The organism is Dactylosporangium sp. NPDC005555, from assembly GCF_040605635.1.
Lineage (GTDB): Bacteria > Actinomycetota > Actinomycetes > Mycobacteriales > Micromonosporaceae > Dactylosporangium.
This window is the reverse complement of sequence record NZ_JBEXDG010000005.1, coordinates 63149-78180: the sequence shown is the minus strand read 5'-3', so window position 1 is coordinate 78180 and position 15032 is coordinate 63149. Positions and strand designations below refer to the sequence as shown.

At 72.8% G+C, this 15032-nt stretch carries 13 protein-coding genes; 6 read left to right on the top strand and 7 right to left on the bottom strand.

What is annotated here, in order from left to right; genetic code table 11:
- Positions 1–233 precede the first annotated feature (233 nt).
- Together ABZS58_RS07665 and ABZS58_RS07660 are read left to right on the top strand one after the other, a co-directional pair.
- The gene (locus ABZS58_RS07665) at positions 234–3035 is read left to right on the top strand and encodes a ricin-type beta-trefoil lectin domain protein (RefSeq protein WP_354778725.1); all 2802 of its coding nucleotides are present in this window, start codon (positions 234–236) and stop codon (positions 3033–3035) included.
- A 186-nt stretch (positions 3036–3221) separates the two neighbouring features.
- Positions 3222–3662 carry an SHOCT domain-containing protein gene (locus tag ABZS58_RS07660; protein WP_354778723.1) on the top strand — a complete coding sequence of 147 codons (441 nt, stop codon included), beginning with the start codon at positions 3222–3224 and terminating at the stop codon, positions 3660–3662.
- Between the two features lie 3 nt (positions 3663–3665).
- Here the strand turns inward: ABZS58_RS07660 and ABZS58_RS07655 are convergent, their stop codons facing one another.
- Together ABZS58_RS07655 and ABZS58_RS07650 are read right to left on the bottom strand one after the other, a co-directional pair.
- Positions 3666–4562, bottom strand: a complete 897-nt coding sequence (locus ABZS58_RS07655; RefSeq protein ID WP_354778721.1) for a polyphosphate kinase 2 family protein — start codon at positions 4560–4562, stop codon at positions 3666–3668.
- Positions 4534–7263 carry an HAD-IC family P-type ATPase gene (locus ABZS58_RS07650; RefSeq protein ID WP_354778719.1) on the bottom strand — a complete coding sequence of 910 codons (2730 nt, stop codon included), beginning with the start codon at positions 7261–7263 and terminating at the stop codon, positions 4534–4536. The genes ABZS58_RS07655 and ABZS58_RS07650 overlap by 29 nt, the downstream gene beginning before the upstream one ends.
- Positions 7264–7423: 160 nt before the next feature.
- Between ABZS58_RS07650 and ABZS58_RS07645 the strand changes: the two genes are divergently transcribed.
- Both ABZS58_RS07645 and ABZS58_RS07640 read left to right on the top strand, forming a co-directional pair.
- Positions 7424–8200, top strand: coding sequence for an OmpA family protein (locus ABZS58_RS07645; RefSeq protein ID WP_354778717.1), 777 nt, complete (start codon positions 7424–7426; stop codon positions 8198–8200).
- Positions 8201–8282: 82 nt separating this feature from the next.
- On the top strand, positions 8283–9557 hold the full coding sequence (locus ABZS58_RS07640; protein WP_354778715.1) for a condensation domain-containing protein: 1275 nt from the start codon (positions 8283–8285) through the stop codon (positions 9555–9557).
- A gap of 31 nt (positions 9558–9588) precedes the next feature.
- Here ABZS58_RS07640 and ABZS58_RS07635 read toward each other — a convergent pair whose 3' ends face one another.
- The 3 genes from ABZS58_RS07635 to ABZS58_RS07625 are packed head-to-tail and all read right to left on the bottom strand — an operon-like array spanning position 9589 to position 11629.
- Complete coding sequence (locus tag ABZS58_RS07635) at positions 9589–10314, bottom strand: SAM-dependent methyltransferase (protein WP_354778713.1); 726 nt, start codon at positions 10312–10314, stop codon at positions 9589–9591.
- An 18-nt stretch (positions 10315–10332) separates the two neighbouring features.
- Positions 10333–11187: a GH25 family lysozyme gene (locus tag ABZS58_RS07630; RefSeq protein ID WP_354778711.1), complete on the bottom strand. Its 855-nt coding sequence runs from the start codon at positions 11185–11187 to the stop codon at positions 10333–10335.
- A gap of 34 nt (positions 11188–11221) precedes the next feature.
- Positions 11222–11629 carry a hypothetical protein gene (locus tag ABZS58_RS07625; protein WP_354778709.1) on the bottom strand — a complete coding sequence of 136 codons (408 nt, stop codon included), beginning with the start codon at positions 11627–11629 and terminating at the stop codon, positions 11222–11224.
- 141 nt (positions 11630–11770) lie between these two features.
- Here ABZS58_RS07625 and ABZS58_RS07620 point away from each other — a divergent pair, with 141 nt between their 5' ends.
- Together ABZS58_RS07620 and ABZS58_RS07615 are read left to right on the top strand one after the other, a co-directional pair.
- Positions 11771–12022, top strand: coding sequence for a hypothetical protein (locus ABZS58_RS07620; RefSeq protein ID WP_354778707.1), 252 nt, complete (start codon positions 11771–11773; stop codon positions 12020–12022).
- Positions 11953–12339 carry a hypothetical protein gene (locus ABZS58_RS07615; protein ID WP_354778705.1) on the top strand — a complete coding sequence of 129 codons (387 nt, stop codon included), beginning with the start codon at positions 11953–11955 and terminating at the stop codon, positions 12337–12339. The genes ABZS58_RS07620 and ABZS58_RS07615 overlap by 70 nt, the downstream gene beginning before the upstream one ends.
- Before the next feature lie 17 nt (positions 12340–12356).
- Here the strand turns inward: ABZS58_RS07615 and ABZS58_RS07610 are convergent, their stop codons facing one another.
- Together ABZS58_RS07610 and ABZS58_RS07605 are read right to left on the bottom strand one after the other, a co-directional pair.
- On the bottom strand, positions 12357–13577 hold the full coding sequence (locus ABZS58_RS07610) for a VWA-like domain-containing protein (RefSeq protein ID WP_354778703.1): 1221 nt from the start codon (positions 13575–13577) through the stop codon (positions 12357–12359).
- Positions 13574–14764 carry a MoxR family ATPase gene (locus ABZS58_RS07605; protein WP_354778701.1) on the bottom strand — a complete coding sequence of 397 codons (1191 nt, stop codon included), beginning with the start codon at positions 14762–14764 and terminating at the stop codon, positions 13574–13576. Before ABZS58_RS07605 ends, ABZS58_RS07610 begins: the two co-directional genes overlap by 4 nt.
- Positions 14765–15032 lie beyond the last annotated feature (268 nt).

Below are 15032 nucleotides of genomic sequence, written 5' to 3'. Positions count from 1 at the left end.
ACGGTCAGGGGCAGGACCGCTCGCAGCCGTGGCGCTGACGCCGGCCTCGGGTGCAAACCTTCTGCACACGCTCCGCAAACTTTTGCTGAGATGGCCAAAAGGTATGGACATGGCGATCGAAACTGCCTAATCTTCCGCCAGGTGGTCCAGTCGTCGGCGTCGATAGGCCTGCCTGCGCTCAAGCGTCCCCCGACCGCCATCCGGGGACGTTCTCCATCCCCTCAGGAGGAAGCATGGGCATCAGGCCTTTGCGCTCGTTCACCATCGCCGCCGTCGCAGTCGCGACCGTCGCCGCCACCGGGCTCTGGGCCGTGCCCGCCAGCGCGATCCCCGCTCAGGAGCCCGGCGTGACGCTGCGCGTGTACGACGTGCAGACCGCGCTCAGCAGCATCTGCACACTCAAGTCGGGCCAGACCCCGAACGTCGACAAGCTGATGCCGACGATCAACTGGACCACCCCGGCCGACTTCGGCTTCGACAACCTGTTCGTCTCGCAGGTGCTCGGCAACGTCAACATCAGCACCGCCGGCAGCTACACGTTCCGGCTCAGCAGCGACGACGGGTCGCGCCTCGCGATCGACGGCGCCACCGTCATCAACCACGACGGCCTGCACGGCGCGACGCCGCCGAAGGAGGGCACCGTCACCCTCACCACCGGCTACCACGCGCTGCGCATCGACCACTTCGAGCGCGACGGCGGGCAGCAGATCACCCTGGAATGGAAGACGCCCGGCTCGTCCGCGTTCGTCGTCGTGCCCAACTCGGTGCTCAGCACCGACGCCGGCGTCGTCCGCGTGACCGCTCCCGGCCGCAAGGAGTGCGAGGGCGCCGCCGACTCCCCCGGCGACGGCCTGCCGCTGACGTCGGTGCACCCCGGCTTCACCCTGACGAACCTGCGGCCCAACGCGGCGTTCCAGCCGAAGGTCACCGGCATGGACTGGCTGCCCGACGGGCGGCTCGTCATCTGCACCTGGGGCGGCAACGACCAGTCCGGCACGTCGCAGGCCGGCGAGGTCTGGATCCTCGGCAACACCGGCGGGTCGACCAGCCCGGGCAACGTGACGACCAAGCGGATCGGCAGCAACCTCAAGGAGCCGATGGGTCTCAAGGTCGTCGACGGCGTCGTGTACGTGTCGGAGAAGGCGCGCCTGACCCGGCTCGTCGACACCACCGGGGACGAGGTCGCCGACCAGTACCAGACCGTCGCGACCTGGCCGTTCAGCGGCGCGTTCCACGAGTTCGCGTTCGGCCTGCTGTACCGCGACGGCTACTTCTACCTGAGCCTGTCGGTGCCGATCGACTACGGCGGCGCGAGCACCGTCCCGCAGCCGGCGGCCAACCGCGGAACGTCGGTCAAGGTCAACGCGACGACCGGCGCCGTGGAGTACGTCGCCGGCGGCCTGCGCACCCCGCACGGCATCGGCTGGGGCCCGGAGAACGGCCTGTTCGTCACCGACAACCAGGGCGGCTGGCTGCCCGCGTCGAAGCTGGTGCAGATCAAGCCGGGCCGCTTCTTCAACCACTACAACACCCCGGCCGGGCCGTTCGACTACAACGCCGTCACGCCGCCGGTGCTGTACATGCCGCAGAACGAGATCGCGAACTCGCCGAGCACGCCGATCGTCATGCCCACCGGCGTCTACGCCGGTCAGCTGCTCATCGGTGACGTCACGTACGGCGGCCTGCAGCGGGCGTACCTGGAGAAGGTCAACGGCGAGTACCAGGGCGCGCTGTTCCGGATGACGCAGGGCCTCGAGGCCGGCATCGCCGAGGTGAACATCGGCCCCGACGGCGCGATCTACCTCGGCGGGCTCGGCGCCGGCGGCAACTGGGGCCAGGCCGGCAAGCTCACCTACGGCCTGCAGAAGCTGACCCCCAACGGCACCGCCACGTTCGACATCCTCGCGATGCGGGCCACCGCGGCCGGGTTCGAGATGGAGTACACGCAGCCGCTGTCCACCGCGACCGCGACGGACCTGGTGTCGAAGTACACGTTCAAGCAGTGGCGGTACGAGCCGACGTCCTCCTACGGCGGGCCGAAGGTCGACGAGGAGAACCTCACCGTCACCGCCGCGTCCCTGTCCCCGGACGGCAAGAAGGTCTCGCTGACGGTGTCGGGCCGCAAGCCCGGCCGGGTCGTGTACGTGCGCTCGCCGAAGCCGTTCAGCTCGTCCAGCGGGCTGTCGCTGTGGAGCACCGAGGCGTGGTACACGCTGAACTCCATCCCGGGCGGTGCCACCGTCGCCAACCTGGCGCTGAACGCACCGGCCACCGCCGACAGCTCCTGCATCGCGGCGGAGAGCCCCGCGAAGGCCGTCAACGGCACCGTTTCCGGTGGCAGCGGCGACAAGTGGTGCTCCAACAGCGCCAACAAATGGCTGCAGGTCGACCTCGGCTCGGCGAAGTCCGTCGGCCAGGTCGTGGTCCGGCACGCCGGCGCCGGCCGCGAAGCCGTGGCGAACACGCAGAACTTCTCGATCCAGACCAGCACCGACGGCACCACGTGGACGACCCGCGCGACCGTCACCGGCAACACGGCGAACATCACCACGCACAACTTCACCGGGGTGACCGCCCGGTACGTGCGGTTCGCCACGACCGACACGCCCTACGCCCGCGTCTACGAGCTGGAGGTGTACTCGCAGACCGGTCCGACGTCCGGGCCGATCACCGGTATCGCCGGTAAGTGCCTCGACCTCGACAACGCCGGCACCGCCGACGGCACGAAGGTCCAGCTGTGGACCTGCAACGGCACCGCCGCGCAGCGGTGGAGCCGGGTCGGCAGCACGTACCAGGCGAACGGCAAGTGCCTCGACGTCGACAACGCCGGCACCGCGAACGGCACCAAGGTCCAGCTATGGACCTGCAACGGCACCGGCTCGCAGGTGTGGCAGCCGCAGGCGAACGGTTCGATCCTGAACCCGCAGTCCGGCAAGGTCCTCGACGCCCTCGGCGGCGCCTCCGCCGACGGCACCCAGATCCACATCTGGGAGTACGCCAACGTGGCGAGCCAGAGGTGGGTCGTCCCGGCCTGACCTGTTCCGCAACGGGGCCGCGGCGCACTCGCGCCGCGGCCCTTCGCGGAGGTCCCGCCAGCCGCCGCCGGCGAGCCGTGACCCTCGTTCACCCCCGCCGGGCGATGAACCCGGCGGGGTTCGGGTCGACGCTGAAGGTGCCGGGGTTAACCCGGGTGAGGGCGTTCGAGCCATCGGAGGTATGCCATGGGTGTCTCGTTCGGCCAGGTCGTGCTGTCGACCCTGTGGTTCATGCTCGTGTTCGCCTGGATCTGGCTGATGGTCAGCATCCTGACGGACCTGTTCCGGGATCCGGCGGTGTCGGGCTGGGGCAAGGCGGGCTGGACGGTGTTCCTGATCGTGCTGCCGTGGGTGGGTGCGCTGACCTACCTGATCGTCCGGGGCCGGTCGATGAACGAGCGCAGCGCGCAGCGGGCGCAACGGCAGGAGGCGCAGTTCCGGCAGTACGTGCGCGAGGCCGCCGGCGAGGCCGCTCCCCGCACCGGCTCCAGCACCTGGTCCGGGGCCGACGAGCTGGCGAAGCTCGCGGACCTGCGGCAGCGCGGTGTGCTGACCGACGGGGAGTACGCGCGGGCCAAGGCGTCGCTGCTCGGCTCCGACGGCATCGCGCCGCGCCAGTCGGTCTGAGCTTCAGCCGTGTTCCAGCGCGTCGCGGACCTCCAGGAGTTCGCGGCGCGCCTGCGTGTCGACGACCGGGTACTGCGGGTCGATGCCGTCCAGCGCGTTGACGATGACGGCCGCCGCGGCGATGCGGGAGAACCATTTGTGGTCGGCCGGGATCACGTGCCACGGCGCGTGCTCGGTGCTGGTGTGCGTCAGCATGTCGGCGTAGGCGCGCTGGTAGTCGCGCCAGTAGCCGCGTTCGCGGATGTCGGCCTCGGAGAACTTCCAGTTCTTCTCCGGCCGGTCGATGCGGGCCAGCAGGCGCTTGCGCTGCTCCTCCTTGGACACGTTGAGGAACAGCTTCACGATCCGGAAGCCGTTGCCGGTGAGGTGCCGCTCGAAGGCGTTGATGGCCTCGAATCTGCGCCGCCAGACGGCACCCTTGCGCGGCACCCGCTGCCGGTCCAGGAGCTCCTTGTGGACCCGCACGACGAGGACCTCCTCGTAGTGTGACCGGTTGAAGATGGCGATCTCGCCGCGGGCCGGGAGGCGGCAGCCGTAGCGCCACAGGAAGTCGTGGTCGAGCTCCTCCGCCGACGGCACCTTGAAGCTGTGCACCCGCACGCCCTGCGGGTTGACGCCGCTCATCACGTGCCGGATGGTGCCGTCCTTGCCGGCCGCGTCGAGCGCCTGCAGCACCACGAGCAGCCCGTCGGTCTGCTGCGCGGCGAGTCTCGACTGCAGGTCGGCGAGCATGGTCACGCCGCGCTGCAGCAGTTCGACGCCGGCCTCCTTGTCGCTGATGCCGCCGGTGTACCCGGGGTCGAAGTCCTTCGGGAGCCGCACCGTCGCTCCGGGGCGGACCCGCAGCGGTGCGATGAGCTCGGCGATGCGGTCACGTGGCTGGTTCGGCACGGTGGTCACCTGTGTTCCTGCGCAGGACGGCTTTACGGATCTCGGTCAGCGCCACGACCGGCACGGCCGTGAGCGCGCAGACGAGCCACTGCCCCAGCCCGAGGCCGGTGGTGTCCAGCAGCCGTTGCAGGACGCCGAGCTCGGTGGACAGCACGATCACCAGGACCGACAGCCCGCTGGTGACGACGAACCGGTGGTCGTCGAGGGTGTCGAGGTCGAACACGGACCGGGTCTCGCTGCGGACCGTGAGCGACAGCACCAGGCTCATGATGGAGAAGGCGGCGAGGCCCATGGTGCGGGCCACGTCGACGCCGTGCCGGCGGCCGGACCACGCGATCACCAACAGGGTCAGCCCGCCGATCACGGTCCCGAGGACGGCGAGCCAGCTGAGGGTCCGCCCGGGCAGCAGCGGCTCGTCGCCGCCGCGCGGTTTGCGGCGCATGAGGTCCGGCTCCGGTCTGCCGTAGCCGAGCCCGATCGACTGCAGCAGGTGGACGGTGAAGTTGGTCCACAACGTCTGCAGCGGCAGCAGCGGCACCCCGGCGGCGATGTTGAGCACGCTCGCGCCGAGGAACATGGCGATGTACCCGATGAGCGCGCCCATCTGGAAGAAGACGTACCGCTTCAGGTTGTCGTACAGGGCGCGGCCGATCGCGACGGCCTTGACGATGGTGGCGAAGTCGTCGTCGGTGAGGATCATCGCGGCGGCCTCCTTGGAGACCTCGGTGCCGGTGATCCCCATCGCGATGCCGATGTCCGCGCGTTTGAGCGCCGGCGCGTCGTTGACGCCGTCGCCGGTCATCGCGACGATGTGCCCCTTGCGGCGCAGGACGTCGACGAGCCGCACCTTGTGCTCGGGCGTCACCCGGGCGATGACGCCGATGCCGTCGATCTCGGCGACCGCCTCGTCGTCGCTCATCGCGGCGAACTCCGCGCCGGTGATCGCGCGCCCCTCGATGCCGAGCTGCCCGGCGATCGCACCGGCGGTCGCCGCGTGGTCGCCGGTGATCATGCGGACCTGGATGCCGGCGGCCTTCGCGGTGGCGATCGCGTCCCGCGCCTGCGGCCGGGGCGGGTCGACGATCCCGGCGAGAGCCAGCAGCGTCAGCCCGTCGAGGCCGGCGAGGAGGTCGGCGCGGGGGTCGAAGGTCGCCGGGTCGAAGTCCTGGCGCGCCGTCGCCATCACCCGCAACCCCTGGCCCGCCATGCGCCCGTTCTCGTCCATGTACCGCCCACGCGACGTCTCGTCCAGCGGCCGCGGTTCCCCGCCGGGCGCCACGACCGCCGTCGCCCGGGCCAGCAGCTGGTCCGGCGCGCCCTTGACGAAGCACCGGACCACGTCCCGGCCGGACTCGTCGGTCATCCGGTGGTAGGTCGCCATCAGCTTGTAGGCGGCGTCGAACGGGAGCTCGGCCACCCGGGGGTACCGCTGCCGCGTCGAAGCGACGTCGAGGTGCCCCTTCTCGGCGAGGACGACGAGCGCCCCCTCGGTCGGGTCGCCGACGAGCTGCCCGTCGCTGACGACGGCGTCACCGGCGAGCGCCATGGGCAGCAGGAACGGCTCGAGGGGCAGGTCCGGGTCGCCGGCCGCGTGCCGGATGTCGCCGACGGTGCCGTAGCCGGTGCCCGACACCGTGTACCGGCGGCCCGGGATCGCCAGTTCCGCGACCGTCATCTGGTTGAGCGTCAGCGTCCCCGTCTTGTCGGAGTTGATCGCCGAGGTCGACCCGAGCGTCTCCGTGGACCGCAGCCGCTTCACGATCGCGTCGGCCTTCGCCAGCAGCTGCGTGCCCATCGACAGGATCGTGGTCACCACCGCCGGCAGGCCCGTCGGGATCGCCGAGATGGCGAACGCGACCGCCGCGCTGAACACGACGTCGAAGCTGTCGCCACGGGACAGGTTCAGCAGCACCGACACCAGCAGCGCGACGCCGGCGACGACCAGGATCTGGTCGGTCAGCCGGCCCAGCTGCCGGGTCAGCGGCGTGGCCGCCTCGGCGTCGGCCTGCAGCAGGCCGGAGATCCTGCCCACCTCGGTGCTCATGCCGGTCGCCGTCACCACGAGCTCGCCGGTGCCTCTGGTCACGCTGGTGTGCATGTACGCCATGTCGACCCGGTCCCCGAGCGCCGCGCCGAGGTCCACGACCGTCTCCGCGTCCTTGGCGACGGGCAGGCTCTCCCCCGTCAGCGCCGACTCGTCGATCTCCAGCCGGGCCGCTCTGACGAGACGGCCGTCGGCCGGGATCCGGTCGCCGGCCTCGACGAGCACCACGTCACCCGGCACGAGGTCCTCCGCCGGCACGCTCATGAGGTCCCCGCCGCGGCGTACCCGCGCATGCGTGATCATCGAGCGCTGCAACGCACCGACCGCGGCCGCCGCCTTCCCCTCCTGCCGCAGGCCGAGCACGGCGTTGAGCAGGGTGAGGGCCAGCAGGAGCACGCCGGTGCCGTACTGCTTGAGCGGGTACAAACTGCCGATCGCCGCGCACAGCAGCACGATCTGCATCGGGTCCGCGTACTGCCGCACGAACGCCTGCCAGCGCCGCTCCCGCCGCGCCTCGGTGAACCGGTTCGGGCCGTAGCGGGCCCGCCGCGCGTCGGCCTCGCCCGGGGTGAGGCCCGCCGGTGCCTCGACGCGCTCCACGGACAGCGCCTCGCCGGCGGACAGCGTGTGGAACGCCGGCGCCTCGGTCTCCTCGATCGTGGACATCGACCGCCTCCCGTCAGAGCGGCTGTTCGTACCCGTGCCCCGTCCCGCCAACCACCGCGCGTCCCCGATCCCCCGCGGGCCAACCTCCGCCGTCACCCGTTGGTGTCGGCTACCCGCCTGTCACGAGCGGGGGCGTCGAGCGGTCCCTACGCTCCCCGCCATGAGACGTGTCCTGAGTCACGCGGCCGTGGTGGCCATCGGTGCGCTGCTGCTGACCGGATGCGGCGGATCGTCCGGCGACAAGCCGCCCGCCGCGCCGGCGACCACGGCCGAGGCGGCGGCGTCGTCGGAGGAGCCGCCCGCGGAGGAGCCGCCCGCGTCGCTGCCGCCCGGTGCCCAGCCCGGCCTCGACGACTACGACGGCGACGGGCGCAAGGACCCGACCTGCTCGACCCAGGACTTCGGCGCCGGGCTCGTCCTGCGCATCCCGTGCGAGATCCACAACGCGCACGACCCGGAGAACGACACCAGGCTCGTCAAGGACTCCCTGTACCGCCTGCCCGGCCCCGACGTCGACCTCACCGGCGTCTCCGGCTCGGTGCTGGAGGCCCGCGACCCCTCCGGCGGCCACGTCTACATCGTCGCGTTCAACAGCGACGCCCTCTTCGCCACCGGCAGCGCCGACGTCGGCAGCCCCGAGACGCTCGACAACACGGTCCTCGTCATCAACAAGCACTACCCCAACGGCGCCGTCCAGGTCCGCGGCCACACCGACGCCACCGGCTCCGCCCAGGCCAACCAGACGCTGTCCCAGCGCCGGGCGGAGACGGTCCGCGCGTACCTGACCGCCCACGGCGTCACCGCCACCTCGGTCACGGCGGTCGGTCTCGGCAGCACCCAGCCCCTCGTGGAGGAGAAGAACCCCGACGGCTCCGCCAGCACCGCCGGCCGCGCCTTCAACCGCCGCGTCGAACTCGTCATCCGCCTCCCGAAGTGACGGCGGCTCCGCCCGAGGACTGCACACAACCTGCAAACGCCGGCGGGGTTCGCGGGGGCCCGATGAGCCTAGAGTGACGGGCATGGATGTGCCGTTCGCCGGGGAAGGCGCCGGGTCCGGGGAGCTGTCCTGGGGGCAGCTCGACGTGTGGGTCAAGATGGGACGGCTCGGCAGGTCGTTCGCGATGGGCGGGGCCAGGGCACTGCCGGCCGGGACCACCGTCGGCGACGTCGCCGGGGAGCTCGCGTATCTCATGGGGCGCTACCAGTCGATGCGGACCCGGTTCGTGCCCGCCGGCGACGGCCCGCCGCGGCAGGTGGTGCACGACCACGGCACGATCGACCTGGAGATCGTCGCGGCCGGCGAAGATCCGGCGGCCGCCGCGCAGAGCGTGGCGCAGCGGTACAGGACGACACCGTTCGACTATGTGCACACCTGGCCGGTCCGGATGGCGGCCATTGTGGACGGTGGCCGGTGCACCCATGCGGTGCTCGTCATGTCGCACCTGGTCTTCGACGGCGCCGGGGCGGTCGTCATGATGGCCGAGACCGCCGCCCGCACCACCGCCGCGGTGCGCGGCATCGCACCCCTGGAACAGGCGCGGCAGCAGGCGCTGCCGGCGGGACGGCGGCACAACGCGGCCGCGCTGCGGCACTGGGAGACGCGGCTGCGGGCGATCCCGGTGCCGGACCTGCCGCCGTCGCGGGACGTCCGCAGCCCCCGCTACCACCAAGGGGTGCACCGCACGACGACGCTGCCGCGGGCGCTGCGGGCCGCGGCACGGGAGCACGGCACGGACACCGCGGCCGCGCTGCTGGCCGTGTTCGCGATCGCGTTCGCCGAGGTGACCGGCGTCGTCGTGCTGCCGCTGCGGCTGATGGCCAGCAACCGCTTCCGCACCGAGCTCGACGGCAGCGTCAGTCCCGTGTCGCAGAACGGCCTGTGCGTGCTCGACACCGCCGGCGCCTTCGGTGACGTCGTACGACGGGCCCGCGGCGCGGCGATGACCGCCTACAAGTACGCCTACTACGACCGGCGGGAGCTCGAGGCCCGCGTCGCGGCCGTCGCCGCCGACCGCGGCCCCGGGGTGGCCCTGGACGTCAACTTCAACGACCGCCGCTTCGGCGGCACGCTTCGCCCCGTCGCGCCGCCCACCGGCGCCGACCCCGCGTTCGCCTGGGTCAGCGCCCACGACGACCCGCAGTCCGGGTTCTTCCTCAACGTCGACGGCTCCGACGACGTCCTGGAGCTCACCGTGTATGTCGACAGCCACTTTCTCGCCCCCGGCGACGCCGCCGCGGTCCTGCGGGCGATGGAGACGACCGCCGCCCGCGTCGCCGGAGCGCCGCTGTCCTGAGCGGAGCCGGTGCCGTTGTGCGGGAAGCGGGTCAGGCGGGTTTGACGGCGACGCCGCCCCAGAAGGCGTCGGGCACCTGCTCGGGCTCACCCTCCGGCCGCCACAGCGCCACCGGCACGATCCCGTCCTGCGTGGTGCTCCACCGCCCCAGCAGGTCCGCGAAGTGGACCGGTGACCGCATGTGGAAACCCGGCCCCATCATCGCCAGGGCCTGCGGGTACGCCTCCAGCTCGGTGGTGTCGAAGTCGAAGGCGAGGCAGCTGGCGGGCGGGACCGCGTCGTACAACGCGTCCAGCGCACGCGTCAGCGTCGCGTCGTCGAGGAACGCGGCCAGCCCCAGGAACACCACCCCGACCGGCCCGCCGTCGAGGATCCACGCCCGGGCGCCGGCGTCGACGCCGGCCAGGTCGGTGGCGTCGCCGCGGACGTAGCCGACGCCGGGGAGGTCCGCGACGAGCGCGGCGCCGGCCGCCACGATGTGCGGGTCGATGTCGGTGTACAGCACCCGTGCGCCGGGCGCGTTCTCGTGCACGTTGCCCCTGGTCGGGATGCCCGCGCCGAAGACGAGGAAGCGGTCGGCGCCGGCCGCGACGAGGTGCCGCACCGCCCGGCCGGAGAAGGCGCGCAGCGAGCGGAAGATGTCGGCGCACGGCCCGTACGCCGACTCGAACGCCTGCGCGGCGGCGACGTCGACCGGCAGATGGTCACCGCCGCCGAGCCAGTAGTCGATCATCCGTGCGGTACTGGGCTCCGTCATGGGCCCCAGCATGCCACCTCAGCCGGGCCACGCGAGGGCACGCAGCGCCTCCGGGCCGCCGTTGACGACGTCCCGGTCGTGGTCGTGCCGCTCGTCGGGGTTTCCCGGCCGGTACTGCCACAGCGCGAACGTCGTCCAGCCGGCCGGCAGCTTCGGGGGCCGCGCGGTGTAGCCGGCGATGTCCAGCGGATACCCGCCGAAGGACGCGTCGTTGCCGGTGCACGGGTTCCACCAGTTGGTGTTCGTGTAGATCATCGGCTTGCGGCCGATGCCCGCCTCGATGCGGTCGACGAACGCGCGGATCCAGGCGCGCATCTGCGTGGTGGTGAGGTCGTAGCAGTCGTCGGTGCGCACCCCGGCATACGGCCATTCCAGGTCGACGAACGGCACCAGGGTCCGCGCGTCGCGGGTGAAGCGGGCGTGCCGCAGGAAGTGCTCGGCCTGCCCGACGGGGTCGCCGCGGTCCGGCCGCGCGTAGACGTAGGCGCCGACGTAGAGCCCGGCCTTCCGCGCCGCCGTGTAGTCCGCGGCGAAGTGCGGGTTGACGTACGTGCTGCCCTCGGTCGCCTTGACGTAGACGAACTGGCTGCCGGCCGCGACCTCGGTCGGCCAGTGGATCCCGAAGCGCCGGTGGTCATGGCTGGAGATGTCGATCCCGCCCACCGGATAGCCCGCCGGCCGTTCGGCCCGGATCCGGTCGGCGGCCGCCAGGACCGGCGGGTCGGCGGGCACGGGCGGCGGCACCGGTACCGACGCCACCGCCCACACCGGAGCGGTCACCAGCAGGACCCCGGCCACCACCGCCCGGCGCTGCGCACGGGTGAGCCCGGCGATGAACTGTCGCAGGCGCGGCCACACCGTCGTCGAAGGCACCGCTCAAGTGTGCCTGGCGGTTTACCCCGCCTTGTTACCCACGGGTAACCAGCCATCCCTTTCGGACGTACTGCGCGACGTCGTCGGGCACGTCGCCGGGCTCGACCATCAGCCCCTCGTAGCCGATCGACGTCAGCGGCCGGGACGACACGACCACGGACGTGTCCATGTCGACGACGCCGCCGGTCATGTCCTCGACCATCCGCGGGAACGTGGACAGGAACGCGGTGCGGGCCGCGTCGATCTGGGCCTGGTTGAGCGTGGCGTTCAGGCCGGGCACCTGCGACACCGGCTTGATGATCATCAGGAAGCGGAGCGTGACCGCCGGGGCGGCGGCGGCCTGCGCGGCCGGCATCGCCGCCGCGCCGGTGAACCCCAGCAGCACGCTCAGCGCCGCCAGGATCATCGACAGCCGGGTCCGTCTGGGCCGTGCTCGGTGCATATGGACAACCTCCGATCGGGTGACCGCCAGCATCAGCGACGGCGCGGCGGATCCCATAGAGGCTTCGCAAAGGTTTCGACGCCGCGACCTGCGGCGAGCCCCGATCGTTGAGCCCGCGGACCCACGCGAAGGAGGCGGTCGATGGAGCTGCAGCACGCCGACGTGTACCGCTACTGCGTCATCCTCGCGTGCGGCGACGAGGCGGTCGCCCGCACGGCCACCGCAGCGGCGAGCGTCGGAGCAGCGACCACCGGCGGGCCGGCGGCGGTGTTCGCGGCGGCGAGGGCCGCGGTCAAGGAGGAGCTGCGGGGCCGGCCGGCTCCGTGCCGGCCGCCCTCGCGCCGCTCGTCCCCGCGGCGGACCGGCTGCGCGAGGTGCTGCCGCTGGTGGTGAAGGCGCCCGGGTGCCCGGGGCAGACGTTCGGCGGGGCGTGCTACTCGATCCAGCCGTTCACGCTGCCGCTGTCGGTGGCGGTCCCGGCCGGGTTCGACGAGGCCCGGCTCGCCGACGCTCTACAGTGGACGGTGCGGACGGAGACGGTGCTCGGGCCGGTCGCGTTCCACGCGCGGGGCAACCACGCCCGCGTCACGGTCACCGACGACGGCCGGGCCACCCCGCCCACGGTGTGGGTCGTGCGGGCGGCGCTGACCGTCAACGGCGAGACGCACCTGAGCGACGAGGTCACCCTGCGCGTGTACGCGACGACCTGAAACCCTGTCAGGGTGGCTCATTCCTTGAGGTGGACGACCTTCGCCCAGTCGGGCGGCGTCTCCGGGATGTAGTCCGGGTCCTCCTCGTCCCAGCTGCCCTCCCTGGCGAACAGCCCGACCACCGTGCGGCACCGCGGCCGGACGGTGGGCCACGGCGTCTGCCCGTCGGTCAGGACCACGACGACGTCCGGCGGCGGTGCCGTGCGCAGCGCCCGCTCGAACCCGGCCCGCAGATCGGTCCCACCGCCGCCGATCAGCGCGATGCCCTCCGCCCGGCACAGCGGGTGCGCGACCCCGGCCGCAGCGTCGCACGACAGCACCCGCACCAGGTCGCGGCGGCCACCGACGGCCCGGCCGATCGCGGCGACCTCCAGCAGCGCGCTGCCCAGCTCGGCGTCGCTGACCGACCCCGAGGTGTCGATGACGACGCTGACCTGCGGCGGGCGGCGGCGCAGGCTCGGCAGCACCACGCCGGGCAGGCCCGCGGAGCGCCGCGCCGGCCGCCCGTACGTGTAGTCGTCTCCCCCGGCGGCGCTCGCGGCGGAGCGGACCGCGGCGCCGAGCAGGTCCCGCCACGCCTGCGGCGGGTGGAACGCCTCCTCGGCCCAGCGCCGCCAGCCCTTCGGGACGTCGCCGGGCCGGGCCTTGATCGCCTCCGCGACCCGGAACCGGACCGCGTCCAGCTCGTGGCCGCGCAGCCCGCGGACGCCGTCCTCGCCGTCGCCCAGCTCCCACTCCCGCTCCAGTCCATCGGCGCCGCTGCCGCAGTCCAGCCACACCAGGCCGTCGGTGCACGGGCCGAGGCTGAACCGGCGCAGGTAGTCCTCCATCAGCTGCCCGTCGCCCAGGCCCAGGTCCCCGGCGGCGACGGCACCCTCGGGGCGGGCGAGGCCGTCGCCGTAGATGTCGTCGTTGATCTCGCAGTCGGCGGCGATGTTCATCCGCAGCCGCTCGCCCGGCCCGTGCAGGTCGCGTTCGGCCGCCACCCGGTCGCCGCGGCCGTGGTGGTCGCGCAGCAGGTGCGAGACCTCATGGACCCACACCCCGGCGAGCTCCTCGACCGGGGTCACGTCGACGAACACCGGCGACGCGTAGCAGCGCCACCGCCGGTCGACGGCCATCGTCGGCACCCGCCGCGACTCGACGACGTGCAGGGCGAACAGCGCCGTCGCCAGGTACGGCCGGACCTTCGCCGCGTGCAGCCTCGCCGTGTACAGCTTGTCGAGATCCAGGGTCATGCGGCCACCCGGTCGGCGCGCTGCGAGATGGACACCACGCCGGCGAGCCGCTCGATGAGGTCGGGCACGTCCCAGTCGACGTGGCGCTGCGCGGCGAGCGTCGCCGCCGGCACGACGACGAGGTCCGGGGCGCCGGTGTCGACCGCCAGGGCCAGGATCGCCCACGCGGCGTCCCACCGGGCCCTTTCGGGCCGTTTGCGGACCGCCTCGACGACGCCGTCGAGGACGGCCTGACGCAGGTCGCCCCGCTCCGGCAACGTCGCGGCCGCCGGGTCGGCGAGGAGCGTCTCGGGGTCCGGCAGGTCGAGACGGTCCAGGCTCGCCAGGAGCTCCAGGCCCGGGCCGTCGCCGACCGTGCCGCGCACCAGCATGGAGAGCACGTCCCGGGACGTACCGGCGGCGGTGGCGAACGCCGTCAGCCGCAGCGCCATGTCCCAGCTTCTCGGCGAGGGCCACGGACCACCGCGGCGCGCCTCGCTGCCGGGCAGCTGGTGCACCAGGCGCGGGCGGGCGGTGAGCAGCCCGCACACGGCCCGCCGGGCGAACGCGACCGCGGCGCCGAGCCGGCGCGGGTCCAGGCGCGGCAACGACGCGCGGGGCCAGGTGCCGCCGAGTCCGCGGACGACGACGTCGTGGTCGTGCACCCATTGCAGGTGCACGAACCGGTTCGCCAGCGGCGCGCTGAGCTCCCAGCCGTCGGCGGCCGAGGACCGGGGGTTGGCGGCGGCGACGATCCGCACGCCCGGCGGCAGCCGCAACGCGCCGACACGCCGCTCCAGCACCAGCCGCAGCAACGCCGCCTGGACCGCGGGCGGGGCGGTGGACAGCTCGTCGAGGAACAGCAGGCCGCGCCCGGCCTTGACGAGGCGCACCGCCCAGTCCGGCGGGGCCATCGGGACGCCCTGCGCCGCGGGGTCGTCGCCGACGACGGGCAGCCCGGAGAAGTCCGACGGCTCGTGGACGCTGGCGATGACGGTGGTCAACGGCAGGTCGAGCTCCTCGGCGAGCTGGGTCAGGGCGGCGGTCTTGCCGATGCCGGGCTCGCCCCACAGCAGGACCGGCAGGTCGGCGGCGACGGCGAGGGTCAGCGCCTCCAGTTGTGTGTCGGCGCGCGGCTCGGTGTCGGTGTCGTGCAGCAGCGCGAGGAGTTCGGCGGCGACGTCGAGCTGGTCGGCGAACAAGGACATGGGTCATCACCTTTCGTGTGGAAGTCGTTCCGGCGCACCGCACGCGGCCGTGCGACGCGTTTCGGTGCCGCGCATCTGGTGCTTGTGAAGGCTTCGCGCCGCAGGGTTCGCGGCCCAGGGTTCGCGCCGCAGGGTTCGCGGCCCAGGGTTCGCGCCGCAGGGTTCGCGGCCCAGGGTTCGCGGCCCAGGGTTCGCGGCCCAGGGTTCGCGGCCCAGGGTTCGCGGCCCAGGGTTCGCGGCCCAGGGTTCGCGGCCCAGGGTTCGCGGC

Coding starts and splice junctions, on each gene's coding strand:
- ABZS58_RS07635 (WP_354778713.1), bottom strand. CDS start 10,314: ATGACGGAGCCCAGTACCGCACGGATGATCGACTACTGGCTCGGCGGC.
- ABZS58_RS07665 (WP_354778725.1), top strand. CDS start 234: ATGGGCATCAGGCCTTTGCGCTCGTTCACCATCGCCGCCGTCGCAGTC.
- ABZS58_RS07660 (WP_354778723.1), top strand. CDS start 3,222: ATGGGTGTCTCGTTCGGCCAGGTCGTGCTGTCGACCCTGTGGTTCATG.
- ABZS58_RS07605 (WP_354778701.1), bottom strand. CDS start 14,764: ATGTCCTTGTTCGCCGACCAGCTCGACGTCGCCGCCGAACTCCTCGCG.
- ABZS58_RS07645 (WP_354778717.1), top strand. CDS start 7,424: ATGAGACGTGTCCTGAGTCACGCGGCCGTGGTGGCCATCGGTGCGCTG.
- ABZS58_RS07640 (WP_354778715.1), top strand. CDS start 8,283: ATGGATGTGCCGTTCGCCGGGGAAGGCGCCGGGTCCGGGGAGCTGTCC.
- ABZS58_RS07620 (WP_354778707.1), top strand. CDS start 11,771: ATGGAGCTGCAGCACGCCGACGTGTACCGCTACTGCGTCATCCTCGCG.
- ABZS58_RS07650 (WP_354778719.1), bottom strand. CDS start 7,263: ATGTCCACGATCGAGGAGACCGAGGCGCCGGCGTTCCACACGCTGTCC.
- ABZS58_RS07610 (WP_354778703.1), bottom strand. CDS start 13,577: ATGACCCTGGATCTCGACAAGCTGTACACGGCGAGGCTGCACGCGGCG.
- ABZS58_RS07625 (WP_354778709.1), bottom strand. CDS start 11,629: ATGCACCGAGCACGGCCCAGACGGACCCGGCTGTCGATGATCCTGGCG.